Origin of the sequence: Synechococcus sp. PROS-9-1 (assembly GCF_014279775.1) — a bacterium.
Taxonomy (GTDB): domain Bacteria; phylum Cyanobacteriota; class Cyanobacteriia; order PCC-6307; family Cyanobiaceae; genus Synechococcus_C.
Window position 1 is genome coordinate 430,464 of sequence record NZ_CP047961.1, and the last position, 24,953, is coordinate 455,416.

The 24,953-nt window shown below is 56.8% G+C and carries 22 protein-coding genes, 2 tRNA genes and 1 pseudogene; 11 read left to right on the forward strand and 14 right to left on the reverse strand.

The annotated features are described in order from the left end of the window. Nucleotides 1-14: 14 nt before the first annotated feature. From SynPROS91_RS02145 to recA, 4 genes are all read left to right on the forward strand, one after another. The gene (locus SynPROS91_RS02145) at nt 15-1,646 is read left to right on the forward strand and encodes an AAA family ATPase (protein ID WP_186518056.1); all 1,632 of its coding nucleotides are present in this window, start codon (nt 15-17) and stop codon (nt 1,644-1,646) included. A 107-nt stretch (nt 1,647-1,753) separates the two neighbouring features. After that, nucleotides 1,754-1,825, forward strand: a tRNA-Gln gene (locus SynPROS91_RS02150). Between the two features lie 16 nt (nt 1,826-1,841). Beyond that, on the forward strand, nt 1,842-2,606 hold the full coding sequence (locus tag SynPROS91_RS02155) for an HAD family hydrolase (RefSeq protein WP_186518058.1): 765 nt from the start codon (nt 1,842-1,844) through the stop codon (nt 2,604-2,606). A 153-nt stretch (nt 2,607-2,759) separates the two neighbouring features. Further along, nucleotides 2,760-3,908: a recombinase RecA gene (gene recA / locus SynPROS91_RS02160; protein ID WP_186518060.1), complete on the forward strand. Its 1,149-nt coding sequence runs from the start codon at nt 2,760-2,762 to the stop codon at nt 3,906-3,908. Here the strand turns inward: recA and SynPROS91_RS12345 are convergent. The 3 genes and pseudogenes from SynPROS91_RS12345 to SynPROS91_RS02175 all read right to left on the reverse strand — a co-directional run. Continuing rightward, nucleotides 3,905-4,015 (reverse strand): annotated as a pseudogene (locus SynPROS91_RS12345) (DUF1815 family protein); the annotation flags it as partial. The gene recA and the pseudogene SynPROS91_RS12345 overlap by 4 nt on opposite strands. A 128-nt stretch (nt 4,016-4,143) precedes the next feature. Next, complete coding sequence (locus tag SynPROS91_RS02170) at nt 4,144-4,383, reverse strand: DUF2839 domain-containing protein (RefSeq protein WP_186518062.1); 240 nt, start codon at nt 4,381-4,383, stop codon at nt 4,144-4,146. Between the two features lie 41 nt (nt 4,384-4,424). Next, nucleotides 4,425-5,879, reverse strand: a complete 1,455-nt coding sequence (locus SynPROS91_RS02175; RefSeq protein ID WP_186518064.1) for a helicase — start codon at nt 5,877-5,879, stop codon at nt 4,425-4,427. A gap of 66 nt (nt 5,880-5,945) precedes the next feature. On the opposite strand from SynPROS91_RS02175, the gene SynPROS91_RS02180 reads away from it, so the two are divergent. Further along, on the forward strand, nt 5,946-6,842 hold the full coding sequence (locus SynPROS91_RS02180; RefSeq protein ID WP_255439865.1) for a prephenate/arogenate dehydrogenase: 897 nt from the start codon (nt 5,946-5,948) through the stop codon (nt 6,840-6,842). Nucleotides 6,843-6,851: 9 nt separating this feature from the next. On the opposite strand, the gene crtD is transcribed toward SynPROS91_RS02180, so the two are convergent. Beyond that, nucleotides 6,852-8,381, reverse strand: coding sequence for a C-3',4' desaturase CrtD (gene crtD / locus SynPROS91_RS02185; RefSeq protein ID WP_186518066.1), 1,530 nt, complete (start codon nt 8,379-8,381; stop codon nt 6,852-6,854). A gap of 36 nt (nt 8,382-8,417) precedes the next feature. Here crtD and SynPROS91_RS02190 point away from each other — a divergent pair, with 36 nt between their 5' ends. Further along, entirely contained in the window at nt 8,418-9,290 is an 873-nt protein-coding gene (locus SynPROS91_RS02190; protein WP_186518068.1) for a fructosamine kinase family protein, read from the forward strand. 21 nt (nt 9,291-9,311) lie between these two features. Here the strand turns inward: SynPROS91_RS02190 and SynPROS91_RS02195 are convergent, their stop codons facing one another. Beyond that, nucleotides 9,312-9,698: a CAAD domain-containing protein gene (locus SynPROS91_RS02195; protein WP_186518070.1), complete on the reverse strand. Its 387-nt coding sequence runs from the start codon at nt 9,696-9,698 to the stop codon at nt 9,312-9,314. Between the two features lie 23 nt (nt 9,699-9,721). Here SynPROS91_RS02195 and SynPROS91_RS02200 point away from each other — a divergent pair, with 23 nt between their 5' ends. Further along, complete coding sequence (locus tag SynPROS91_RS02200) at nt 9,722-10,252, forward strand: M67 family metallopeptidase (RefSeq protein WP_255439866.1); 531 nt, start codon at nt 9,722-9,724, stop codon at nt 10,250-10,252. Next, nucleotides 10,245-11,408 (forward strand): molybdopterin-synthase adenylyltransferase MoeB, encoded by a 1,164-nt coding sequence (moeB, locus tag SynPROS91_RS02205; RefSeq protein ID WP_186518072.1) that lies wholly within the window; start codon nt 10,245-10,247, stop codon nt 11,406-11,408. Before SynPROS91_RS02200 ends, moeB begins: the two co-directional genes overlap by 8 nt. 9 nt (nt 11,409-11,417) lie before the next feature. Here moeB and SynPROS91_RS02210 read toward each other — a convergent pair whose 3' ends face one another. Then, nucleotides 11,418-12,611 (reverse strand): cob(I)yrinic acid a,c-diamide adenosyltransferase, encoded by a 1,194-nt coding sequence (locus tag SynPROS91_RS02210; protein WP_186518073.1) that lies wholly within the window; start codon nt 12,609-12,611, stop codon nt 11,418-11,420. 72 nt (nt 12,612-12,683) lie between these two features. On the opposite strand from SynPROS91_RS02210, the gene larE reads away from it, so the two are divergent. Continuing rightward, nucleotides 12,684-13,511, forward strand: a complete 828-nt coding sequence (gene larE, locus SynPROS91_RS02215) for an ATP-dependent sacrificial sulfur transferase LarE (protein WP_186519320.1) — start codon at nt 12,684-12,686, stop codon at nt 13,509-13,511. 84 nt (nt 13,512-13,595) lie between these two features. Further along, entirely contained in the window at nt 13,596-14,990 is a 1,395-nt protein-coding gene (locus SynPROS91_RS02220; protein ID WP_186519322.1) for a glutamate decarboxylase, read from the forward strand. A gap of 15 nt (nt 14,991-15,005) precedes the next feature. Here SynPROS91_RS02220 and speD read toward each other — a convergent pair whose 3' ends face one another. Together speD and recF are read right to left on the reverse strand one after the other, a co-directional pair. After that, on the reverse strand, nt 15,006-15,491 hold the full coding sequence (gene speD / locus SynPROS91_RS02225; RefSeq protein WP_186518075.1) for an adenosylmethionine decarboxylase: 486 nt from the start codon (nt 15,489-15,491) through the stop codon (nt 15,006-15,008). 31 nt (nt 15,492-15,522) lie between these two features. After that, on the reverse strand, nt 15,523-16,620 hold the full coding sequence (gene recF, locus SynPROS91_RS02230; protein WP_255439973.1) for a DNA replication/repair protein RecF: 1,098 nt from the start codon (nt 16,618-16,620) through the stop codon (nt 15,523-15,525). Between the two features lie 104 nt (nt 16,621-16,724). Here recF and SynPROS91_RS02235 point away from each other — a divergent pair. Further along, nucleotides 16,725-16,798 (forward strand) — tRNA-Arg (locus SynPROS91_RS02235). Between the two features lie 21 nt (nt 16,799-16,819). Here SynPROS91_RS02235 and SynPROS91_RS02240 read toward each other — a convergent pair. From SynPROS91_RS02240 to SynPROS91_RS02265, 6 genes are all read right to left on the reverse strand, one after another. After that, complete coding sequence (locus SynPROS91_RS02240) at nt 16,820-17,281, reverse strand: N-acetyltransferase (protein WP_186518076.1); 462 nt, start codon at nt 17,279-17,281, stop codon at nt 16,820-16,822. Further along, the gene (gene ppc, locus SynPROS91_RS02245; RefSeq protein WP_186518077.1) at nt 17,282-20,293 is read right to left on the reverse strand and encodes a phosphoenolpyruvate carboxylase; all 3,012 of its coding nucleotides are present in this window, start codon (nt 20,291-20,293) and stop codon (nt 17,282-17,284) included. Further along, nucleotides 20,290-21,435, reverse strand: coding sequence for a glutamate--cysteine ligase (gshA, locus tag SynPROS91_RS02250; protein WP_186518079.1), 1,146 nt, complete (start codon nt 21,433-21,435; stop codon nt 20,290-20,292). Before gshA ends, ppc begins: the two co-directional genes overlap by 4 nt. Then, the gene (locus tag SynPROS91_RS02255) at nt 21,432-22,964 is read right to left on the reverse strand and encodes an anthranilate synthase component I family protein (RefSeq protein WP_186518081.1); all 1,533 of its coding nucleotides are present in this window, start codon (nt 22,962-22,964) and stop codon (nt 21,432-21,434) included. Before SynPROS91_RS02255 ends, gshA begins: the two co-directional genes overlap by 4 nt. Nucleotides 22,965-23,011: 47 nt before the next feature. Beyond that, a complete protein-coding gene (locus tag SynPROS91_RS02260; protein WP_186518083.1) occupies nt 23,012-23,443 on the reverse strand; it encodes a photosystem I reaction center subunit II PsaD in 432 nt (143 codons plus the stop codon). Nucleotides 23,444-23,536: 93 nt separating this feature from the next. Next, nucleotides 23,537-24,946, reverse strand: a complete 1,410-nt coding sequence (locus SynPROS91_RS02265) for a sensor histidine kinase KdpD (RefSeq protein WP_186519326.1) — start codon at nt 24,944-24,946, stop codon at nt 23,537-23,539. Nucleotides 24,947-24,953 lie beyond the last annotated feature (7 nt).

A 24,953-nucleotide genomic window follows, 5' to 3' on the forward strand; every position in this document is an offset into this window, starting at 1 on the left:
TGGGCGAGTGAGCCATGACGACCGAGCGCATCACCGACGACTTAAGCCGACTTGTTTCTTTGCTTCCTGCAGAGCTCCAAGCTTTGTTGGCTTCTCCGGAGTCAAGAGACCAACTCCTCGAGGTTGTTCTCGATCTTGGACGTGTTCCAGAAGCTCGTTATTCAGGTTGGTCGACCCCTCTTGGAGGCAGCAGCATTACGCGTGATGATCTCCAGGCGATGGTGGAACGTCTCGGTCAGTTTGGTTCTGACAACAGGGCGGGCATTGAGAGAACTTTGCATCGCATCAGTGCCATTCGTAATCGTCGTGGCGAGGTGGTGGGCCTGACCTGCCGAGTTGGACGCGCTGTGTTTGGGACGGTGGCGATGGTGCGCGATCTTCTCGATAGCGGCGAGTCGTTGCTTCTCATGGGCCGGCCCGGGGTTGGGAAAACAACGGCCTTGCGAGAGATTGCTCGCGTGCTCGCCGATGACCTGGGAAAGCGTGTCGTGGTGATTGATACCAGCAATGAAATTGCGGGGGATGGTGATATTCCTCATCCCGCTATTGGTCGAGCGCGGCGCATGCAGGTGGCTCGACCAGAGCTTCAGCATCACGTGATGATCGAGGCCGTGGAAAACCACATGCCCGAAGTAATCGTCATTGATGAAATCGGCACCGAGTTGGAGGCACGTGCAGCCCGCACGATTGCTGAACGGGGTGTGACCTTGGTGGCGACAGCGCACGGCAACGCCCTGTCCAATTTGATCAAAAATCCCACCTTGTGCGATCTCATTGGTGGCATTGAATCCGTCACTCTTGGTGACGATGAGGCCCGCCGTCGTCGCAGTCAGAAAACGGTGCTCGAACGGGCGGCTGAACCCACTTTCTCAATGGCCGTGGAGATGCACAGTCGCAGTCACTGGGCTGTTTATCGAGAGGTGGGACGAGCGGTTGATGCCCTGCTTCGCGGGCAAGTTCCCAGTGCTGAAGATAGAAAAATGGCCTCGGATGGACGCGTTCTTCGGGTTGAATCCCAACCCTCTCCCTCGCCTTTACGGCGGCCTTCCTTGGTGCCGGTGCCGCTTCCAAACCCCGTTGATCCAAGCCCACTGCAACCCATAGGGATGGGTTCTGTGCAGTCAGAACTGAAGGAGTCTCAGGCGCCTTCAAAGATGTTCCAGGTTCTTTGTTGTGGCCTGAGCGAGCAACGGTTGGATGAAGCGGTTCGCCGTCATGGCTGGGCTGTTCAGGCCGTGGATGATCTAGTGCAGGCCGATGTGGTGCTGAGCGTTCGCCAAGGGCTTGGCCGTCAACCTGAACTGCGTCGTCAAGCGAGAGACGCTGGTGTTCCGATTTTGGTCATCAAATCCGACACCCTCCCTCAAGTGGAGAGGGCTTTGGAGCGTCTATTGATGCGCCGTGATTCTGGCCTGAGCCATCGAGACTCAGCGGACTCTGGTGATCAGTCCGACGCTTCTGCCGCTCTTGAGGAATGCCGTTTAGCTGTCGAACAAGTGGTGGTTCCGCAGGGCCGTCCCGTGGAGCTCCTTCCCCGCAGCGAAGACGTGCGCCAAATGCAGGCTGACCTTGTGACTCGCTACAGCCTGCGCAGTGATGTGTATGGCATGAGTGGTCAGCGGCGACTGAGAGTGTTTCCACCCTGAATCAGGGATTCGTTGTGAGAGGTGGATTGACGAAGGTCACTATGTTGTGGGTAACTATGTATGCGCTAGCAGGGATCACCAGTTTGGTGGTGCTGAGCTGGAGTTAATGGGCCGTCGCCAAGCGGTAAGGCAGCGGGTTTTGGTCTCGCCATTCCTAGGTTCGAATCCTAGCGGCCCAGTTTTTCCGGATTCCCGGTGTCGTTGCAACCTCTCCTCGTTTTCGATTTCGACGGGGTGATCCTCGACGGGATGGATGAATACTGGTCAAGTTCTCGAGGAGCTTGTCTCTCCCTTCTCCAGGGGGTGTTATTGCCGGAGCACACACCCAGCCGCTTTCGTCAATTGCGTCCCTGGGTGCATCACGGCTGGGAGATGGTCCTGATCGCTGCATTGCTTCAAGAGTCAGACGGACCGTTGCAGCGTCTTGGTGTTGAAGCTTTCGCCGCCGACTATGACCAGCAGCTTCGCGCTGGTCTCGATCGGTTTGGATGGCAGCCGTCGCTGCTACAAGACTCCCTCGAGCGCGTTCGTCGTCAGGCCGTGTCGGGCGATCGTGCTGGCTGGGTGGCATTGCATCGGCCGTTTGAAGGGGTGCCGGAACGTTTGGCGGGATTGGAGGAGGAGGGTGTGGCTTGGTCTGTGCTCACGACAAAAGGGCGAGATTTCACGGCTGAGTTGCTTGACGCTTTTCAGCTTCGACCCGTACGCCTCGATGGCAGAGAGTCCGGCCCAAAGCCTGAGGTGTTACTTCGCTTGCGCCGCGAATGGTCGCTGAAGGGTTTTGTGGAAGATCGGCGGGCCACTCTTGAAGTGGTGTTGGAGACGCCTGGGCTTGAAGGGCTGAAGTGCTTTCTGGCCGATTGGGGATATCTGCGTCCGGCGGACCGAGAGGGGTTGCTTGAAGGGCTGGATTTGCTCTCGACCAGCAAATTTGCCGCCCCCTTGGCGATCTGGCCCTGATTCGATAACGTACATGTGTACTAGATGAGACAAGTGGTGTTGGCCGGGGCATTGGATGATCTGTCCAGTGTTAAGTCGACTTCGGTTTGCGGGTCTCCCGCTGGCTGAATCGGCGACCTGCGGCACCTGTTTGCTCCTTAACTGTTCATTGCTATGCCAGCCGACGTGAAAGCCGCTCATTCCTCCGCAGGAGATCCCCGTCCAGGTGAGAGGGATAAAGCCTTGGACCTTGTGCTCGGTCAGATCGAGCGAAATTTTGGAAAGGGCTCAATTATGCGTTTGGGAGATGCCTCCCGGATGCGGGTGGAAACCATCTCCACGGGCGCTCTGACTCTTGATCTTGCCCTTGGCGGCGGGTATCCAAAGGGGCGAGTGGTTGAGGTTTACGGGCCTGAAAGTTCAGGCAAGACCACGCTGACGCTGCATGCCATCGCTGAGGTGCAAAAGCGTGGAGGTGTGGCGGCGTTTGTCGATGCTGAGCACGCCCTGGATCCTGTCTATGCGGCTTCCCTTGGTGTTGATGTTGAAAACCTCCTGGTCTCCCAGCCGGATACGGGTGAGATGGCACTTGAGATCGTCGATCAGCTCGTTCGTTCTGCTGCGGTCGACATCGTGGTGATCGACTCCGTTGCTGCGTTGACGCCTCGGGCTGAGATTGAAGGAGAGATGGGTGATTTGTCTGTTGGGGGCCAAGCTCGCTTGATGAGCCAGGCCATGCGCAAGATCACTGGCAACATCGGTAAATCCGGTTGCACCGTGATCTTCCTGAACCAACTTCGTCTGAAGATCGGAGTGACCTATGGCAATCCTGAGACCACAACGGGTGGCAATGCGCTGAAGTTCTATGCCTCAGTGCGGCTTGATATTCGCCGGATCCAAACCCTGAAACGTGGCACTGAGGAGTACGGCATTCGGGCGAAAGTGAAGGTGGCGAAAAACAAGGTGGCACCTCCGTTTCGCATCGCTGAGTTCGATATCCTCTTTGGGCGTGGCATCAGCACGCTCGGATGCATTCTTGATCTGGCTGAGGAAACAGGAGTCGTTACGCGTAAAGGGGCCTGGTACAGCTACGAGGGCGACAACATTGGTCAAGGTCGTGACAACACAATCGGTTGGCTCGAGCAAAACCCTGAGGCCAAGGACACCATCGAAGTGCTTGTGCGTCAGAAGTTGACCGAAGGATCGGAAGTGACCTCGAATTCCATGCGTCCATTGGCTGCTGCGGCCCGCTCAGCGGCTGCCAAGCCTTTGGCGAAACCTGCTGACACGGATAAAAAGTCGGTTGCTGATGGGGCTGCTTAGCGGCTTGCGATTTCAGGGGTGCTTCCCAGTGCGGAGCGCTCCTCAATGGCTTCTGCACCCTCAAATTTCACGAGTTCGCGCCCATTGCGGAATTCAACCCAGCTGATCGCCGAGTTCGGCCGCAAATGATGCCTTGCTTTTGAAGACTTGAAGCAAGGGCATCAAGGCTCATGACCAAGGTTTTAACTGGTTTTCGGTTGATCGGCTTCTGGCTGCCCTGCTTTCGGCAGAAGGGTTATGGCATGTCGGAGAGTGTCCACCAGCCTGCTGCTGGCCCAATAAAACGCACCACGATCCAAAGAACCACGAGCCCTCCGATCCCAATCCAGGCCCCCTTTGTTGTGAGGGCAACGAATTGCTGGGATTGGCTCCGGGTTAACGGCAGCCAGGCAACGATTCGCTCGCTGTCCTTGGGGTCTGTTTTGCGTTGCTTAGGAGGTAGTCCCTGGCTGGTGCGACGTCGAGCTTCTCCCATCGAGGCAGGTTAATTGGCAGATCTCAAGACTAGGGACGGTGTCAGTCCGGTAACAGCCGCTGGAGAGGAGACCAGGGCTCAAGGGCGCGTAGGACCTGTTTGCCCCAGCTGCGTGCGCGGACCCTTCCATCCAAAATGGCAAGCCGTCCGCCGCTCTGCCTGACGGGGGCGATCGCTGGAACCAGCTTCGCTAGAGCCTCCGGCAGAAGCAGGTCGCGGAACCAATCCTGTCCAAGTTTTTTCAACGATTCCACCCGAGCGGCTGTGAGCGGATCTTCCAGGCTGGACACAGGAAGTAGGGCAATGATGAGCTGATCCAGGGCTGGTAGCTGGTTCTGATGGTCCATCCACCAAGACCAACCGCAGCAGATCACTCCGTTGACGTCCGGTGCTGTGCATTGATGAATCACTCTGCTGCCAAATTCTCCAGCAAGTTCGGTGGTGAGTTTTTGCCTTAGCCCTGGATCCTCCAGCAGCACAACGGTCAGCCCACGACGGCCAAGAATCAAGCGCCGGCATTGATCAAGCAGATGCTCCGCATAGATCGCCGTATTCGGCAACGGTTGTCGTCTGGGTGCGAACAAACGCAGCGGCTCCGTGCGCATTCGATCGTGGAGCTGGATGTCCACCACGGACCCTGACTCCGTTGAGCTCTCTCCGGTACGCCTGTTCCGCTCCAGAGACACGCCGTCCGTTTGGAGAAATATCGAGGGGTGTTGCTCCAGCAGGCAATGAAGGGTTTGAAGCGGCTCCAGGGGTTGGAGAGTCCAGGTCCATTGCAGCAGGTGTTGGTCGAGGTGTGCCCAGCTGGCCCATTGCGAACTTTGGAGGGTTAATAACTCAGTCCAAGGCTCTGGTGCAGCCCCAAGCAGGCCGATTAAGTCGCGCAGGCTCACCAACGCGTTGCTTGGCATGGGGAGCTCGCAAGTGGATCGGCTGGAGGCGGCGAACAATTGGCGGCTGAGCCTTTCGTGGAGGTCGAGGAGCGCTGGACCTGCTGTTGGGTAGGCCTGACGTAACCGATCCCAATCCTGGGTTTCGATGCTGAGTTCCATCGCTTGGCGCAGATGGTGCGCCAAAGATTCCGCTTCAGGAATGATCAACTGATGCGAACGCTTGAAGCCGCGGCGGCGGTGAACATTGACCAGTTCGGCGGGAGAGAGCAGCCAGAGTTGCGAGCCTGGAGGAGCCGTGCTGCCGCTCCAGCAGGCAAGGCTTAAGCCTCCCTGGCGAAGGCGAGGCAGTTCGACTTGAAGGAAGCGTTGCCGTTGGCGTTCATCAAGCACCAGCACGCAGTCTTGGGATTGCAGGCAAAGAGGAACAAGCAACCCCAGCCACCAGCGATCCCGCTCTCCAGCAGACAAGCGGATGCGGGTGCGATCTTGTCTGCGCAAGCTGCGACCGATCAGACGGCTGAGCGTCAGATGGTGCTCCCACGGAATCTCCTCCAGATGGAGAAGTTGCTTGAGCTGCTGATGGGCTTGGACTTCCAGCATCAAAGGAGCCTAAGCAGTGCTCTGAATTGGTTTGGTTCAGGTGGATCGATCAATCAACATAGGTAAATGAGCGAAATCGATCGAATGGATCCGGGGCAAGAGTCGCAGCCATGGTCGATCCATCGCGTTGGCGTGGTGGGGATGGGGTTGATTGGTGGTTCGATCGCCCTTGACCTCACCCAACAAGGGGTTGAGGTGCAAGGCCTGGTTCACCGTGAAGTCACCGCGGAACGGGCCCGGAGCAGAGGGCTTGCTCCATTGGTCAGCACGGATCCCAGCTGTCTTCAGGATTGCGACCTGGTGATTCTTGCCCTCCCTTTGGAGTCGTTGCTGACACCGGAAGAGAGCCTGCTAAGCGCCCTCCCCGAACAGGCGGTGGTCACGGATGTGGGCTCGGTGAAGGCAGAGGTACTGGCGGTTTGGCGCGATCTTCATCCGCGCTTTGTGGGCAGCCATCCCATGGCAGGAACGGCTCAAGCAGGGGTTGATGCCGGTCTGCCGGGACTGTTTTGTGGCCGTCCTTGGGTCTCGACCCCTGAGTCCGCCACGGACCCTGCAGCGCTTGAGGTGATCCACCAGCTGGCCGTGCGTCTCGGGAGCCATTGGCTTACAGCCGATGCTGCGCGTCATGACCAGGCCGTGGCGCTGATCTCCCATCTACCGGTCATCGTCAGTGCCGCTCTGTTGCGAGCGGTAGGAGAAGAACGTGATCCTGCAGTTCTCGACCTGGCGAGGACCTTGGCATCAAGCGGCTTTGCCGATACCAGCCGCGTGGGGGGTGGCAACCCGGCGCTTGGGACTGCAATGGCGTCACACAACACCCAAGCGGTGCTTCGCTCCTTAGCGGCTTATCGCTGGAGTTTGGAGCAGCTCGAGGAAGCGATTCTTGAGGGGCATTGGGCTCAGCTTGAGAAAGAGCTGGAAAAGACGCAATCCCTAAGACCGCAGTTTCTTTCGGATTAGCAGAGGACTTCAACTGTTCAGCTGAAGGGTTTGGCCGCGTTGAGCCAACAACTGCCTGCAGGCCATGAGGGCAGACAGGGTGACGCCTGCCGTTCCCTCACCCGGATGAATGGAGTCGCCACACAGCCAGAGCCCAGGCATTGGAGTACGGCTCGCCAGGCCAAAGGGTCCGAAACGACTGGGGGATTGCCCCAAGCCGCCGACGATGCCATTTGGCCGCCCTGTCCAGCGGAGAAAACCCCGTGGTGTCGCCAGCTCCTGATGACGCCAGGTGTGATCGGACAAGCCCAAGGCGGCTTCGACTTCGCTGCGGATTTTGGCTTGACAGGCCTTCTTTTTACTTTGGTATTCGGGCTCTGAGCCTGAGAACCAACCCTTAGGGGTTGTAAACACACTGGCAATCACGGTGGCTTGCCCTTTCGGCGCCCTGCCATCTCCCTCACGGCTGATGGAGATAAACACTGAGCCAGGATCGCTTGCATCTCGTTGCCAATGGCCTGGACAGTTGTCCGGCAGATAGGCCCTGTCGATGGCGCCATAAAACACCAGTGCCCCACTGGGCGCCTCGAGCTCGGTGAGGTGTTGGCGATAGGCCGCTGGCATTGGGATCTGGTGAGCGTTGCATTCAGGAGCGATGAGCTCAGGGAGACACTGAGGAGGGAGCGTGCTGATCACATCGCCAGCTCGAAAGATCTGCTCCTTTTGGCCTGGTCCTTCTACGAGTAATTGCCAGCCTGAACCATCTGAGTTTTGTTGAAGTTGCTGCACGCGGTGACGCAGAAGCATGGTTCCTCCATCGCGCTTCAACCCAGATGCCAGCGATTCACTCAGCACCTGCATCGATCCGTGGAGGTGCCATAGGCCAAGTGGGGCTTGGCACATTTGCAACACCGTCGCTCCGTAAAGCGCTGCGGTCTGATCGGCGGGTTGTTGGGAGTAAAGCCTGAGCTGTAAATCGAGAAAGCGACGCAGGCGTTGATCACTGCTGCAGCCAGAGAGCGTTAAGAGGTCTTTGACTGTGCAGAGGCTTAGGGGGGCGCTGAGCAGATTTCCGGGATGGAGCGCAGCAAGCGTTTGCTTTAAATCCCAGCCATTGCGAATCGGTAAAACAGGGTCGGAACCAGCAAATTGCCAATTGCTTTGGTGAAGAAAGCTGCAGAGCTGCCAAAACCTTTCACTGCCTGGAAAGTGTTGTTGTCGTTCCTGCTGCCAGCGGAGGGGATCGTGCCAAAGGCGCACGGGGGTGAACCCATCGGCCAGGTCGACCACGCAGCCTGGATCAAGCAGTTCGGCCTCTGGGAGAGGAAGATTCAGATGTTGAAAGATGCGGGCGTGGCTGCCACCAGGTTCAAGGCCTGCCACTTGGGTGGCACCCACATCAAAGGTGTACTCCCCTCGACGGAAGGTCCCTGCACAGCCCCCCAGCTGATAATGCGCCTCTAAAAGTGTGACTGAAACACCGTCGCGTGCCAGCAGAGCCGCTGCCGTGAGTCCAGCGATGCCACCGCCGACCACGATTACGTCGTCGCGTTTTTGCATCGGGCCATGCTGACAGCTGAGTTAGGGGGATCGTGAATGCGAACGCAATTGATGGAGGCGTTGCAAAACGATTGTGCTGAGCTGCAGGGCTGTCAGTGCAAGACCCTCGACCCTGTTGGCAGTGCCTCCACGTGGCGTGCTGACTTATCGGATGGCAGATCTCTATTTCTCAAGCTGGCATCACCAGCCATGCTCAAGGTGGAAGCCCGGGGGCTCCGCTCTCTGAAGCATTGGGCAGACCCTGCGCTTCTGTTCATCCCTGATCCGCTCGGGATGGTCCCGGTGGGAGAGCTTGCCGCTTTGATCTTGCCTTGGCTCGATTTTGGGCGAGGGGATCAATACGGCCTTGGTCGAGGCTTGGCTCGCCTTCATCGAACCTCTGCTGATGCTGGGATGGATCGATTTGGTTGGGATGAAGAAGGATTTATTGGCTTAGGTCCTCAACCAGCTGGGTGGTTGTCGTCTTGGGGTGACGCGTTTGTGACCTTGCGGCTGACCCCTCAGCTTCAGCTGGCATCAAGCTGGGGCTTGGCTCTTGATCAACTCGAACCTTTGCTAGCAGCAACACGGGTTTGGTTGGATCAACATCAGCCCCTGTCCTGTCTCGTGCATGGCGACCTTTGGGGTGGAAACGCTTCAGTGCTCGCAGACGAACGAGGAGCACTGATCGATCCAGCTTGTTGGTGGGCTGACCGGGAGGTGGATCTGGCGATGACTCGCTTGTTTGGAGGATTCAGTGAACGTTTTTACCAGGGCTATCAACAGGAATGGCCCCTAGATACCAACTATCAAGATCGAATTGATGTTTACAACCTCTATCACTTGCTGAATCACGCCAACCTTTTTGGTGGTAGCTATAAACAACAATGCCTCACAGCAATCAGTGCCATGAGGTCAATGTTGTTGTGACCAAGAGAGAATGACTCCGCCTTAGCCGAGGTATTCGCTGCGGATGGTTTGAACGCGATTCACCAAAGCGGTGCGCTTTTCACTTGTGGTGAGATTTTTCCAGCTCCATTGGCCCACCACCACTACGCCGAGAAGCTCGAGGAGCCCTGGTACGACAGGAAGAAGATTGATGGTATCGAGAATGCCCTTAATCAGAATTTGGGCAACGATGACAGCAGCAAAAATTCCAACAACTTTGCCGATACGCCCCGCTTGACTCCAATCCACCTTGTCTAAGGTCTCGTTGACTTTCCCGAGAATCTCGCTGTAGCGCTCAGAAAAGTTGGCGGTCTCAGCGCTGGTGGATGCTTCGCTGGTGTTGGCGGTCCCAGTTGATTCACTCGCCGGCGTGGTGGACTCCTCGCTCATGTAACTAATGCCTAAGGCAGATTTTGGCTGAGAGTATCGGTCTTTCTTCACAAGCGCCATCCCAGTTGATCATTAGTGCGGAATGTCTGATGGTTCTCCGTCAAGATCTTCTGGCGCCAGCACCTGCGGAAGGCTGTGCTTTGTTGCTCGGGCAGGGACATGGCTCTGCTGATTCCGGTTCAGATGATTGGCGCGTGCAATTGATCTGGCCTTGCCGAAACATGGTGGGTCAGCAAGAGCATGATCGTTTTGAGCTCGACCCTCGTGAGCAGATTGCCGCTCAACGTTGGGCGCGCTCGCGCTCATGGCAAGTTCTTGGGAGTGCCCATTCCCATCCAGGAGCGTCGGTTGTGCCCAGTCGAAGAGATCGACTCTGGGCTGTGAGCTCTGGCTTGATGCTGATCATCGGAAAGAACGATGACTTCGCGGCTTGGTGGCTGGAGGTTGAGGCTCCCCGGGGCTCTCTCGCCAACGTTCACCGGCTGCCGATTCGGGTCATGGGGGAGACTCCTTTGAAGTCCTTTCCAGGAGATCCTGGGATTCGCCATGACTGAAGCGGGGGGTGCTCCTCAGCTAAGTGGAGAGGAGAAGTCCAGATATGCCCGCCATATCAGCCTCCCCGAGGTGGGCGTTGAAGGACAGCAACGTTTAAAAGCTGCTTCTGTGTTGTGCATTGGTGCTGGTGGACTGGGCTCTCCACTTCTGCTCTATTTGGCGGCTGCAGGCGTTGGTCGCATCGGGGTTGTGGATGATGACCTTGTTGAGCCCTCCAACCTGCAACGTCAGGTGATCCATGGCACTGGAACGGTGGGCCAGGCCAAAACAGCATCAGCGCGCGTTCGCATTGAAGACCTCAATCCCTGTTGTCGGGTTGAAGACCATTGCTTTCGCTTATCAGCGAACAATGCGCTTGAGCTGTTTGCTGCGTACGACGTGGTGGTTGACGGAACAGATAATTTCGCCAGTCGTTATTTGATTAATGACGCCTGCGTCTTGACAAAGCGACCGTTTGTTTACGGCTCAGTCCAGCGCTTTGAAGGACAGGTCAGTGTGTTCAATCTGGGGAGTCAGTCCCCCGATTATCGAGACCTGGTGCCGGAGCCGCCGCCGCAAGGGCTTGTGCCCTCCTGCGCTGACGGCGGAGTGATGGGCGTGATGCCTGGTTTGGTTGGCCTGATTCAGGCCGCTGAGGTCATCAAGCTGATCACAGGAATTGGGACTCCTCTTGATGGTCGGTTGCTGTTAGTAGATGGCTTGTCGATGCGTTTTCGAGAGCTCACCTTGAAACGAAGGCTGAGTCGCGCCCCAATCGAAAAGCTGATTGACTACCAAGCGTTCTGCACGGCCGGACGCTCGATCTCCGGGGGGAAGCTAAAGGCGATGAAAAGCATTTCTGTGGTGGAGCTCAAAGCCATGCTGGATCAGGGAGATGATTTGGCTTTGATCGATGTGCGTAATCCTGCAGAAGCTGAGGTCGCTGTGATCGCTGGCTCTGAATTGATCCCCTTGCCCACTTTTGATAGTGAAGAGGTGATCGAGCGCATCCAGGCCATCGCAGCGAAACGAACGGTTTATGTGCACTGCAAACTTGGAGGGCGTTCGGCCAAGGCGGTGGACGTTCTGGCCATCCACGGCATCGATGCGGTCAACGTGCAGGGTGGGATTGATGCCTGGTCAGAGGAGATTGACTCTTCCGTTCCGCGCTATTGAGCTGAAGAATTAGTAGTCAACACCGCGCTTGAGATCCACTCCTTGCTCGGCGTAGTGCTTGTGGCACACCATTTCTGAATGGACGCTCGCAAGGTCGAAATAGGCCGGCTGGTTTTTGCACCGGCCGGTAATGATTACCTCCGTTTCTGTCGGCTTACGGAGCAAGGCTTGAACGATGGGCTCAACAGGAAGAAGCTCGAGATCCACTGTGGGGTTCAACTCATCGAGGATCACGGTTTTGTAGAGCCCACTCGCGATCGCAGCCCTGGCGATTTCCCAGGCGCGTTCAGCTTCCACGTAGTCGATGGGTTGTTGCTGGCCACGCCAAACGATGGCATCACGCCCTGAACGAAGGTGATCCACCAAGTGGGGGTAACTTTCACGCAACGCTGCGATCGCGGCGTCTTCGGTGTACCCACTTCCTCCTTTGAGCCACTGGAGGATCAGAACGCGATGGCTTTTATCTTGGCTAATGCCTCTGCCGATTGCCTGAAGAGCTTTGCCAAGGGCACTAGTGGATTTTCCTTTGCCTTCACCGGTGTAAACCTCGATGCCGCCTGCTGTGACAAGCGATAGGGCTGCATTGTTGTCTACTTCGGGGCGTCTGTGCGCTCGCATTTCAGAGTGCAGATCGGCGATCTTCACCAACGGACGCGGAGCGCCACGCCCAGTAACGATGATTTCCATGCCTTCCGGTCGGCTCTTCAGCGACCGGATCACATCTTCGGTTTCAAGCAAACCGAGATCGAGCACTGGATTGAGTTCATCGAGAACGACAACGGAGTACAGAGCGCTGGCAATGGCGCCTTTGGCGATATCCCAGCCCCGTTGGGCTTCCTGTCGGTCGAAGCGTGTGACTTCGTCCACGCTGAAATAGTCTCCCCGGCCTGTTCGGACCTGATCAATCAAGTGGGGGAAACCCTGTTGCAGAGCTTCGATGGCTGCGTCTTCGTCGTAAGCCCGCCCTGGTCCTTTCAAGAAGCGAAGTAGCAGAACCCTGGTGCGCCTTTGCTCGCAGATCCCAAGCCCAATGGTGCGCAGCACGACTCCTAAGGCGGCTTGGCTTTTGCCCTTGCCCTCGCCGTCATACACGTGAAGTTGGCCAAGGCTTCGCTCGCGGCTGTCAGCAGCTGTGACGATTCCCACGCCGCGGTTGCTGCGGGCACGGTTGGCTTGAGACGTACCGGATGAGACTGCATCCATTGGCGGCAAAAGGATGAGTCTTCTTACGCTGGGAGCATACAGAGATTTGAAGCGAAGGCAGTGACCAACGTGATGTTCCGCCAGCTCGAATCATTGTCAAAGCTGGAATGTGACGTTCTGGAGCGGTTGCGTGATTCCTTGGCGGCCCAGAAGCACGTGTGTGTGGCCTATTCAGGTGGTGTTGACAGCAGCCTCGTTGCCGCGATTGCCCATGAGCAGCTTGGTGAGCAGGCCTTAGCGATTACCGGCGTTTCGCCCTCCTTAGCGCCCCATCTTCTGGTGGAAGCGCGCCAGCAGGCGACCTGGCTTGGGATGCGACATCAGGAGGTGTCCACTCTTGAACTTGAGGATCCGAGTTACACCAGCAATCCTCAGGATCGTTGCTATGCCTGCAAGCGAGAGCTGCATCGCCATCTCGCTCCGATTGCTGCTGAAGCCAACGGCGCCCTCGTCCTTGATGGGGTCAATCAGGATGATCTTGGCGATCATCGTCCTGGGATTGCAGCGGCGAAGGAAGCTGGTGTTCGCTCTCCTCTAGCTGAACTTGGCATGACGAAGGCGACTATTCGCCGTTTGTCTTGGGCGCTTGGTTTCCCTTGGTGGGATAAACCTGCTCAGCCTTGCCTTGCCTCCCGCTTCCCCTACGGAGAATCAATCAGCAGTGAACGCCTCCAGCGGGTGGGACAGGCAGAGGCCTGGTTGATCCAACATGGATTCGATCAGGTTCGGGTTCGTAGCCATGGACTGGCCGCTCGGGTGGAAGTTCCAGAAGAGCGCATTGCCGATCTTTTGCAGCCTTTGTTGAGACGTGAGCTGGTGAAAACCCTTCTCAGCCAGGGTTTCACTTCGGTAAGTGTGGATGTGGAGGGGCTGGTGAGCGGCAAGCTCAATCGCGTTTAGAGGTTCGATCAAGCATCCACTTCGTTACGACGGTGGCGCTGGTTGCCCGCTCTGAATAGTTTTCATCAAGATAAATCCTGTCTTGTGGCATTGCATCAATCGCGTCAGCATCTCCATGACAGCGAGGAGCAGGCGTTGGTTGATGCCATGCTCTCTCCTCTGCCAAAGCATCATTTCCCTGGAGCAGGGCGGGAAGGGGATTCCACAGTGCAACTTTTGAAAGAAGAGTTGCTTCTTGATGGCAATAGTAAGCAGAATTTAGCCACATTTTGTCAGACCTATCAAGCGCAAAGTGCGATGGAGTTGATGGCTCTGGGAGTGGATAAAAATCTGATCGATAAAGATGAATATCCTCAGACGGCGGAGCTTGAGAGTCGTTGTGTTTCGATGATGGCCGACTTGTGGAATGCCCCTGGTGCCGCCGTTGGATGCTCCACCATTGGCAGTAGTGAAGCGGCCATGCTTGGCGGGATGGCTGCGAAGTGGCGGTGGCGCAAACGTCGTCAGGCTGCAGGCTTGCCAACCGATAAGCCCAACATGGTGTGTGGAAGCGTGCAGATCTGCTGGAAGAAGTTTGCGCGTTATTGGGATATTGAAATGCGTGAATTAGAGATGCTTACCGGCGAGTTGTGCATCAGCCCTGAGCGTGTTCTTGCCGCTGTTGATGAGAACACGATTTTTGTTGTACCCACTCTTGGGGTGACGTATCACGGTCTTTATGAAGACATTGAGTCGATCAGCAAGGCTTTGGATGATCTTCAGGCGCGTACAGGTCTTGATGTGCCGATTCACGTGGATGCGGCAAGTGGTGGTTTTCTTGCTCCGTTCTGTGCACCCGATCTCCCCCTATGGGACTTTCGTTTGGAACGGGTGAAATCGATTAATGCTTCAGGCCATAAATTTGGTTTGGCGCCCCTTGGAGTTGGCTGGGTGCTCTGGCGCAGCCAGGAGGATCTGCCTGTCGAGCTTGTCTTTCACGTGTCCTATCTAGGTGGGGACATGCCGACATTCCAGATCAATTTTTCAAGGCCTGCAGGTCAGGTGATTGCTCAATATCACGAATTTGTGCGTTTGGGGCGAGAGGGCTATCGCATGCTCCATATGGCCAGTCATGCCAATGCGCAGTATTTCGCCGACAAATTAAGAGAGATGGATCTGTTCAAAATCATCCATGATGGTGCCCCTGACCAGGGCATCCCCACCGTGGTTTGGACTCTGGATGACACCACGAAGCATGGCTTCAACCTGTATGACTTCGCCGATCGCTTGCGGATGCGGGGCTGGCAGGTGCCTGCCTATCCCTTTACGGGCGAACTTGAATCAACGGCATTCCAGAGGATCTTGGTGAAGCGAGATTTCACGCGCGACATGGCAGACCTACTTCTGGAAGACATCCGGCAAGCGATTGGCCATTTTCAAAAACATCCGATCACAAGCAATCTGCTCGCCTCAGAGGCGGCGTCTTACAACCACCTCTGAATTCAGGCCCTGCACTCAGGCAGCGATCGGAATGGCCGGCATGCGCTCGGTTGTTCCGAGCGCTGCCGGTGTCTCCCTTAGGAAGCTGCGCAGAGCATGGCGACCAGCTGATAATTCTTCGCACAGCACCTCACAGGCTTTCTCCGGCATGGTGTGGTCACCACAGGTGAAAACATCCACGGCTGCGTATCCGTTTTCAGGCCAGGTGTGGATGGAGATGTGCGATTCAGCCAGAAGTGCCAGACCTGTCACCCCTTGGGGTTCGAAGCGGTGGGTGATCAGGTTGAGCAGAGTTGCACCAGCACGATGGGCTGCTGTCGTGATGGTGTGTCTTAGAAAAGTTTCGTCGTCGAGCTTCGACGGATCGCAGTCGTAGAGCTCGAGAATGCAGTGTTTGCCAACCATGTCGGTTGCACTTGTGTCGGCTGCACTGCTGTCGGTTGCACTGTTGTTGGTCGCCCATCCCGGGTTGGGGTGCAGGCTGGACAAGGACTGCTCCATCAAGATTCTTTAGGCAAATAAGCTCGCGACCCTACCGCGATACGGACTGTGATCTCAAGCCGTCGGCATCAAGAATCTGCGACTGCTCACGCCAGCCACCTTCAAATGCGTCGAGATGGGTGGCACTGACAAGGCATTGATGGTTTTCGCCAACGGCTTCTAAGAGGGCCAATTGCCGTGTGGGATCTAGTTCTGCCAAGACATCATCGAGCAGAAGAAGGGGGGGTTCGCCGCAGAGTTCACCGACCAGTTGTAACTCCGCCATCTTCAAGGCCAGCACCAGGGTGCGTTGTTGGCCAGAGGAGCCGAATCGTCTTGCGGCAGTGCCATTGATCCGCATTTCGATTTCGTCGCGATGAGGACCAACTCGGCAGCTCCCTAAACGTTCTTCTTCGCTGCGTTGGTCTCGGAGCTGTTGCTCGATTGCAAGTCGCCAGGATTCCTCCTGCTCTTCTCCGATCAATGCACTGCCGGGGGTGTAGCAAAGCTGAAGATGTTCACGTCCCTCACTCAGCCTCTCTTGCCAGACGGCGGCTAGGGGCTCTAGTCGTGCCAGGGCTCGGAGACGCCTGCGATGAATGCGTGTGCTCACCAGAGCCATTTGGCGATCAAAGCTTTCGAGGAGCACCTGAGGTTCCATGCCGGAGGACAGACCTCCTCGCCGCCAAAACTGTGCGCGTTGCCTTAGCAAGCGCCCGTAGCGACTGATGAGATCGGCGTAAACAGGTTCCAGTTGAAGGACAACACGATCGAGCCACTGGCGGCGCAGGGCTGGCTCGCCTCTCACGAGGTGCAGGTCAAGAGCGCTGAAGCCCACGCAGCGCAGAGGACCAATTAAATCCAGCTGTCGCTGCAATGGTTTCCCATTGCGCTTCGCTTGGCGTCCGCCGCGGCGACGCAATTCAAGTTCAAGGGTCTGCTGGTCTGCGCAGGTTGCCCTCAGCAGTGCACGGCTGGCGTCCCAATGGATGAGATCTCCGTCCTGACTGGAACGGTGTGAGCGCAGGCTTCCAAGGAGCTCCACCGATTCCAGCAGATTTGACTTGCCAACACCGTTGCTACCGATCACCAGGAGGCGTGGTGCTTCGATCTCCAGCTGCAGGTTGCTGTGGTTGCGAAAGCCCTGCAGTTGAAGCTGGAGAAGCCGAATTGGTCCGAATGCGTCGTGTGGCTAAGGTACTTGGATCGGTTGATTTTGCCGATCAATACCGGCAGCTGTTGCGGCAGCCGCAGGGGCATGTAGCTCAGTTGGATAGAGCATCAGATTCCGGTTCTGAGGGTCGGGGGTTCGAGTCCCTCCATGCTCGTGACAGATCAGGCTCCAGCCTTCATCGGAGCCTTAAGCCCATGGCGCGAATCCCGCCAGGGTCAAGGATGAAACCTTGTTTTTTCATGCCCTCGAGTGCAAATACGGGTGCGGAGATCGAGATGCTGCACCCTGGTAATTCTTTTTTCAAGCGTGCAAGGGCGTGATGCATTAAGGCGTTCACTAGCGCGTTCTGGTCGTCGCCAGGACAGGCGGCGAGGTTCCAGAGATTGGCATTCAAGGCCAGGTCGCTTGTGGCTCGAATGAAGCCAACCAGAGATTGATTGCGTTCGTCGATGATGCTGAGCTGCCAGAGGCTGCGACTGAGTGCCAAGGACCAACGTTCCACGGGATGGGTGGGCTCACCGCAGGAGATCAGCAGCGCATTGATCGCCTCACCGCTCGGATGGGGTTCGGTCTGCAGCCGGTAATAGGCAGGCAGTCGTGGTACAGCAGCTTGCTGCCGGAATGGAAGCGGTGACACTCAGCCTGTATTGCGCATGCCTGCAGCGATGCCGTTGATGGTAAGAAGTGCACCGCGCAGGAGCTCGCTACGGCTGTAGGTGCGTCCGTCTCCATCGCTGCTGGGCGATTCACTCATGGGCGGTTGACGGTTTTGATCTCTCAGTCGGCGCAACAGCGCGACTTGAAGAAAACCAAGCGGAACGATCGTGCGATTGCGTAGATCAACCGAGAGCTGCAGGGCGGGATCGGCATCAAGAAGTCTTTCCTGGCCTGTGATGGCTAAGACAAGCCCCTTCGTTCGTGCATATTCCTCGGCCACCGTTGCGTAAATCTGTTCAAACGCGTCGTGGTTTTCAGCACTGCCCAAACTGGTCACGTAATGACGCGCTAAGTCGAGATCCACCTTGGAGAGGGTCATCTCCACTTTGGAGATCAGCATGCGGAAGAAAGGCCAGCGCTGATGCAAGGTGCGCAACAACGTGAGTTGGTCTGGATCCGCCTCCAGCTCTTCACTCAGGGCTGAACCAACCCCAAACCAGCTGGGGAGCAGGAAGCGGCTCTGGGTCCAGCCGAACACCCAGGGAATGGCCCTCAGACTGGAAAGGTCGCGAGCACCTGATTTCCTTCGTGCGGGGCGACTGGAAATCTGCAGCTTGCTGATTTCCTCGATGGGAGTGACCTGTTGGAAAAAGGCGACAAGATCAGGGTTGTCGTGCACCAAGGCTCGGTAATGACGGCGTGAGCTCTTGGCGACCCGGGACATCAATTCATTCCAGCTCGGTGTCGCATCGAGTTGGTTGGTCACCAGGCTGTTTTGGACCACAGCTGTGGTCACTGTCTCAAGGTTGTACAAAGCAAGCTCCGGCAAGCTGTACTTCGAGGCCAGGACTTCGCCCTGCTCCGTAATTTTGATGCGTCCCTGCAGAGTGCCACTTGGCTGAGCCAAGATCGCTTGGTAGGCCGGGCCGCCACCACGGCCGACAGACCCACCACGACCGTGGAATAGACGCAGGGCAATGCCCTGACGAGAGGCCAAGTCTTGCAAGGCGATCTGGGCTTGATGGATCTCCCAGTTGCTGGAGAGAAACCCTGAATCCTTATTGCTATCGGAGTATCCGAGCATGAGCTCTTGCAGAAGCAGCCCCTGGGTGCCGACCTTGGGCAGTAAATCTCGATAGAGAGGGGTTTGGAATAGTTGCTCCATCACCTCAGGAGCCCTCTGGAGATCCTCCACCGTCTCGAACAGTGGGACGACAAGGAGGTCGGCATGGCGGGACGAAGGATCAACCAATCCCGCTTCTTTTGCGAGCAGAAGCACCTCGAGTAAATCGGACACGCTGTGACTCATCGAGATCACGTAGGTCCCGCAAATACGGCTGCCGAATTCATCCTGCAAACGGTGCAGCATCCGGAACACGTCCACCGTTTCAGCTGTGGCAGCAGACCAGCTAACAGCCGGTGGAATCAAGGGACGACGCGTTTGCAATTCCTCCATCAACCAGGCCACACGCTCCGCCTCGTCCATCTCTCCGTAGGCACGATCTGGATTGATGTACCGGCTTAGTTCGTCGAGAGCATCACTGTGTCGCGTGCTTTCTTGGCGGATGTCGAGACCTGCTAGTGAAAACGCAAAAATGTTCACCTGCGTGAGCAGGGTGTCGAGCGGTTCACAGCTCAGATCTGTGTTGACCAAACTGGTGCGGATCAGTTCAAGTTCGCTGCGGAACTCAGCAATTGAGCCGTAGTGGAGAGCATCACCTGGGGCGTTGCCTGGAGTGCTGGATGGCAACCCTTCAGGTGGGGTTCGCCAGCCCGCATCAGCCAGTTGCTGGTTGCGCAACTGCGTGAGACGAAGGCGCTCAAGCACGAAGCTGAGCTTGAGCCGATAGGGCTCAAGCCGGTATCGAGTGGCGCGCTCCTCGTAGACATCTGGGAAGCGCAGTCGGTCCATTTCCAACGATTCGAGCAGTGGAGCACTCACCTGGCTCCATTGCATGGAAATGCTGAGCTGATTGCGAAGGTGTTGTACGGCACTGACGTACCGGTCAAGCATTAATTGGCGTTGATAACAGGCTGTACGCCACGTGATTTCAGTGGTGACTGAGGGGTTCCCATCTCTGTCGGACCCCACCCATGACCCAAACGTGCAAAACGATGCAGAAGGAACCCTGACGTCTGGATAGCTCGCAGCAAGGGAGGCGACGATCCGGCGCCGCAGCTGCGGCATGGCATTGAACAGAACCTGCTGGAAATAATGGAGGGCGTAGTCCACTTCATCCAGAACCGACGGCTTGAACTGATGGAGCTCATCGGTTCTCCACCAAAGCCTGATCTCTTCTTCAAGCTGCAGCCGCACGCTGTCCGTAGCACCCGAGGGTGTCGGGGGCTGAGTCTCAAGTTGTTGAAGGAGACTGGCAACGCGCCGCTGTTTATGGCGCACGGTATGGCGAACGATCTCCGTGGGGTGGGCTGTAAAGACCAAACGGATATCGAGTTCTTGGAGCAGAGATTCAAGCTGGGCTGGGGGAACGTTGAGACGTCTCAGGCGCTCAAATAATTCTCTAAACGTTGCCGGTTCGGTTTGGGTGGCGAGAGGAGGAGCAAATGGATCCACTTGCTCTGCCTGGTCCTGTGATCGATTAATACTCTCGAGATACGTGTCCTCTTCGATGCGTTGTTCCAGGATGTTGACGAGCTGGAAATACAACGAGAATGCTCTTGCGGCAGCGATGGCCTCGGCAAGATCCATCTCCTTAATGAGATCAATCAGTGCATCGGTTCCAGCTGGATGCTCGCCAGGAAGGACCGGATCACTGAGCTGCTTCATGCGCAGAAGTCGCTCGGCCTGTTCCGGTGGACATTCGCTGCGCAGCACGGTTCGCCAAAGGTCTTCAACAAGAGCAAGGCGTTGCTGCAGGAGTTGTCCATCGCCTGCTTCATTGCCATCAGCCCTGGGCTGTGTGCTCTCAGGAATCAGGGCTGAGGACGAATGCATCGATGGGAAACCGCTATCAGATGGAGTCATGATCATCCCAAAGCGTCAGCCAAGGATCTGTCGATCGGCTGTTCTTGCTGTTCCATCTCGAGAATTCCAGTGCGGAATTCTTCTTCAAGGCTGCGTCCATTCTCGATTCCTTTGAGCCATCGCATGGCTTGATTCCCTTCCGTAAGAACGGATTCGAGAGGGAGCAGACAGGACGCCAGTTCAAGCTCGTGCGCTAAAGGCATCACGGCATTGATCATCTCCTTCAGCCAGTCACGACATAAACGTTGGCGACCATCCCGCCAATCATGCAACTGCGCATCGAGGCTATTTCTAGCGGCAGCGGCGTCATTGCTATCGCTGAGCAGCATGAGCTGGTCGGCGCTCAGGTCACTCGCCTTGAAGGGGTCGAGTTGATCGGGCTCCCGAAGCAACATCAGCACACGCAGTTCCATCAGGGCTGTAATCGCCAGCAGCAGATCCGGATTGGTGACTAAATCGCAGATCCGTAACTCGAGCCGATTGAGGTCAAAGGGCCGTTGTGGACCATTGGGACGGACGGACGTCCATAGATGGCGCACGTTGTGCATGCGCCCCTCCACCAGCTGGGTGTCAGTCCATTCCACGAAATGCTCTAAATCGCGAAACAGGGGAACGTGTTTGGGAGTGAGGGGGAATTGCAACCAACGTTGTGAATGGGCGCCGGTGATCTGGCGGTTGAGAAAGGGTGAACTAGCGCTCAGCGCAAGCAGAAGGGCTGCTTCACAACGCACAAGCCGAAGAGCGGGAAATAAATCGGCCGGTTCACTGATCCCCAAGTTGATATGGATGCTGGCTGTGACGACAGTGGTGCCGTAGGTGGCTTCGATGAGGTCGTGATAGGCGTCGTTTGGATTGGATCGTTCAAATCGCGTGGCATCTCCCAATGTGAGAGTGCTGCCTGGGAGCAAGGTGAGATCACGTTCTGCAAGCCATGTCCGTAGGCGGCGGCGCGGGGCCAGAAGGGCTTCTTTGAGTTTTCCGTAATCAGATTCAGGCTCTGTGATGTATTCGAGATTGCGGTGGTCGGGCTCAACGCAAAATTCAGTGAGATCCTGTTTGACCAGCTCGGCAACACCAACGTTTTCACCGGTGCTTCGACCGGTGAATAGCTCTACTTCAAACCCTTTGAGTCTGAGTGTTTGGATCATGACTTCGCATCCTCAAGGCAAGCGAGAGCGGTGAGCATGGCTCGGGCCTTGTTCAGGGTTTCTTGATACTCAGAAGCGGGGTCGGAATCGGCTACGACACCAGCCCCGGCTTGGACTTGAATGTTCCAACCCCCTTCAGGGTGAGGACGGACCACCATCGTGCGAATGGTGATAGCCGTGTTGAGAGCGCCGGCTAGATCCACAGAACCGTAGACGCCGGAGTAAGGCCCTCGAGCATCAGGCTCTAGCTGATGAATGAGCTGCATGGCCCTGATTTTGGGAGCGCCGCTCACCGTTCCCGCCGGGAACGAGGCCATCAGCAAGTCCCAGATGTCTCGTCCTTGAGCCAATCGTCCTTCAACTTGGCTCACGATATGCATCACATGGGAGTAGCGCTCGATCACCATCAGCTCCTTGACATCCACCGTGCCAGCGGTGCAAACCCTGCCTAAGTCATTGCGGCCAAGGTCAACCAACATCACGTGCTCAGCCCGTTCTTTTGGATCAGCAAGCAGTTCGACTTCAAAATTTCGATCTTCCAGCTCATTGCGCCCGCGTGGGCGAGTGCCGGCGATGGGCCTCAGGCTGGCACGAATGCCTCCCTGGTCTGGTTCTGCCTTGACCATGACTTCAGGGCTTGAACCGATCAGGTACCAATCTCCGAAATCAAAAAAGGCCATGTAGGGGGATGGATTGACCATCCTCAAGCTCCGGTAGACCTCTAAGGGGGGCTGCGAGACGCGAGTTTCCAGCCGTTGGCTGATCACGAGCTGGAAGGCGTCTCCTGCGGCAATGTGTTCTTGGGCCGTGGCAACGGCTTGTTGATAATTTTCAGGAGATCGATTGCTTTCTGTTTCTGGTGTAGGCCTCGCAGCAGGCTTCCAGCGCAGAGGACGCACCTGGGGCAGAGCTGATGCCATGCGGTTTTCAAGTCCACGGATGCGATCTATGGCCCCATCCCAGGCTTGATCTGCGGTTTTGGCCGCGGCCCTGGTATCGCTCAAATCTCCGTAAGCCACTGCCGTGATCAAACGCTTCACTTGATCGATGATCAAGATGCTGTCCATCAACATCCAAACGCCGTCAGGCGGAGCGTTCTCGTCGGCTTGATGCACGGGAACGCTGGGTTCGATCCAACGGATGAGCTCATATCCCCACATCCCATACAACTGCCCAAGCGGTGGCAGGCCTGGAAGAGAGACGGGCTTGTAGGCATTCGTGCATTCACGAAGAACCTCTAGGGGATTGCCTTGAAAGCTTTCTTCGTAGCCATCTCGCCAGCGGCGCGTTAAAAGGTCTCCTCTGGCTGAGAGTGTCCACAAAGGATCACAGGCAATCACACTCCAACGACCAAGGTTCTCGCCACCTTCGACGGATTCGAGTAAGACCCCAGGCGGGTGGCCTTCCCCGACCTTGAGCCAGGTGGTGAGAGGGGTTTCTAGATCAGCGGGCCAGCTATGGGCTACGGGAATAAACGTTGCCCCGCAGCGAGCTGCTTCAAGAAAGGCGGAGCGGTCGGGGCTGAGCATGAGGAGATTGTTGCAGCCGACCGCTGGGCATCATCGCCGAACGCTGATCAGGAGTCGTATGTGTTGCGACCGCTGAACTTGATATTTGCAGGATTGGTGTTGGCTCCGATTCTCCTTGGGTTGTGTCCAACAATCGGCCGTCCTTCGTTCACTTTCTCAGGGAAGACGCCATCCGCTGGATGTAGGTACTCGGTGTCGCCACCAGGGAAGATCCGATAGATCTTGAAGTCCTCGATCCGAGGCTTGAATTTGGTGCGGAGTTGGGTGCCCAAGGCCAAGCACTGTTCTTTGCGAGAGAAATACATGATGTTTTCTCCGGAACACATCATCGCGGCTCCACCTGTGGGGAGTTCGAAGGCTTGCTCGCTCTTGCTGGTCCAGGTGATGGCGTACTTTTCTTCCGTTTCAGCGGAATTGAGAAGGCCGCCGGTGCTGCCGATGTACTGGGGGAGCTGACCGGTTAAGGCGGATGCTGTCATAGCTGTCCTCGAAATTCGGCATGCCGTGATTCCAGGAAATTAGCATTGCGCATCAGGCCTGATCGCTCTTCTGGCCTGGAATCTTCACACCCGTCAACAATGCGGGGCTAAAGGGAAAAACACGGTCAAACCACGATCTCGTCGCTGGGTGAGGCGCCCGCCTAGCCGGGCGAGTAAGCGACGGGTCGCGGTCTGACTGAGCTGCAAACTTCCCGTGTCTGGATTCCAGCTCAACACCGGCCCAAGTTGGGCGATGGGTTCTGGACTGACGGCCCCCTCTCCACGTTCTGCAGGACTCTGACCGTGAAGCTGCAACTTGAGACGAGCTCCAGCGGGTTGAAGGGTGAGCACGAGCTGGCTTCCACTGGGAAGCCCTCGACTGCAACGATCTACCAGGCCTCCCAGCATCGGTTCCAGGCGACTTGGATCGCTTAGGACGGGCGGAAGGTTGCTGGCGATTGCAAGGCTCAGCTCAATGCCCCGCCGCTTGAGCTGCTGTTCCCAGGAGGGCGTCAACAGACCGATCATGCTGCCTAGATCAGTCTGAGCCAGAACAGAGGGACTTTCTGGCTGGCGTTGTAGTTCTGCCGCCTGAAAGATCAGGCCGAACCGGTCAATTTGTTCGCTGCATTCGGTATCGATCATTTGAAGCCGCTTGATGGCGGTCTCGGGCAAGTCATTGCGCCGCAGCAAAGATCGGATCAGGGTGCGAATCGTTGAGAGAGGTGTCCGCACTTCGTGGGCGATTGCCTCAAGCAAGGACAACTCTTCATCGGCCTTGTTCGCCGCTGATCCCTGTTCACTCGTCGTTTGTGGCTGCTGATTGCTCTGGACGGGAGCTGATGTCGATGCCTGCAGCGTCACGGTGGGTGCCATGCTCGCGAGTCGCTCGGCCAGGCTTGGCCAGAACGTTTGGCCTAGGGCACTGCTGCTTTCAAGCGGGCCAAGCGCCTCGAGGGCTTGATGAAGAGCCAGTGCTTGATCGGGGGCATCCAGTCTCAGCCTCTGTTCAATCAGGCCAAGCACGCTGCCAAGGGTTTCAGGCTCGCTGCGCATGAGCAGCTGACGTTGGCCTGGGCCTCCATGAAGGGCTAGGGCGATTTGCACTTTGGCTGTGATGACCACCAAGAGTGGGTCATGGCTGTCCTCCTCGTGAAGCGGTAAGCGCCTGAAGGTCGATGTGTGTAACGAGTGGGTTCCTTCTCCATGGCTCTGGCCAGCTCTTAACAGGTCTGGAGGGAGCAAGCTTGTGGTTGGCGAGGTCAGAGCTCCGAGTGCCTGAGGTGCCCAGACCCATCCCTGCAGGCTGGTCAAGAGTTGGGGTGAATAGAGCGCGGGTAACGGGGCCGCAAGCCACACTCCAGATGGTGCTTCTTCGTTCTTTAGGAGTGTTTCCTGAAGCGTTTCCAACGCAGCCCACCACATGCGCCGCGCCGTCGAGTCATCGGAGCCTCCCGAGCTCACTCCCTGAGCCATCTGTTGGTGAATGCTCTGGAGCAACATCATTGGC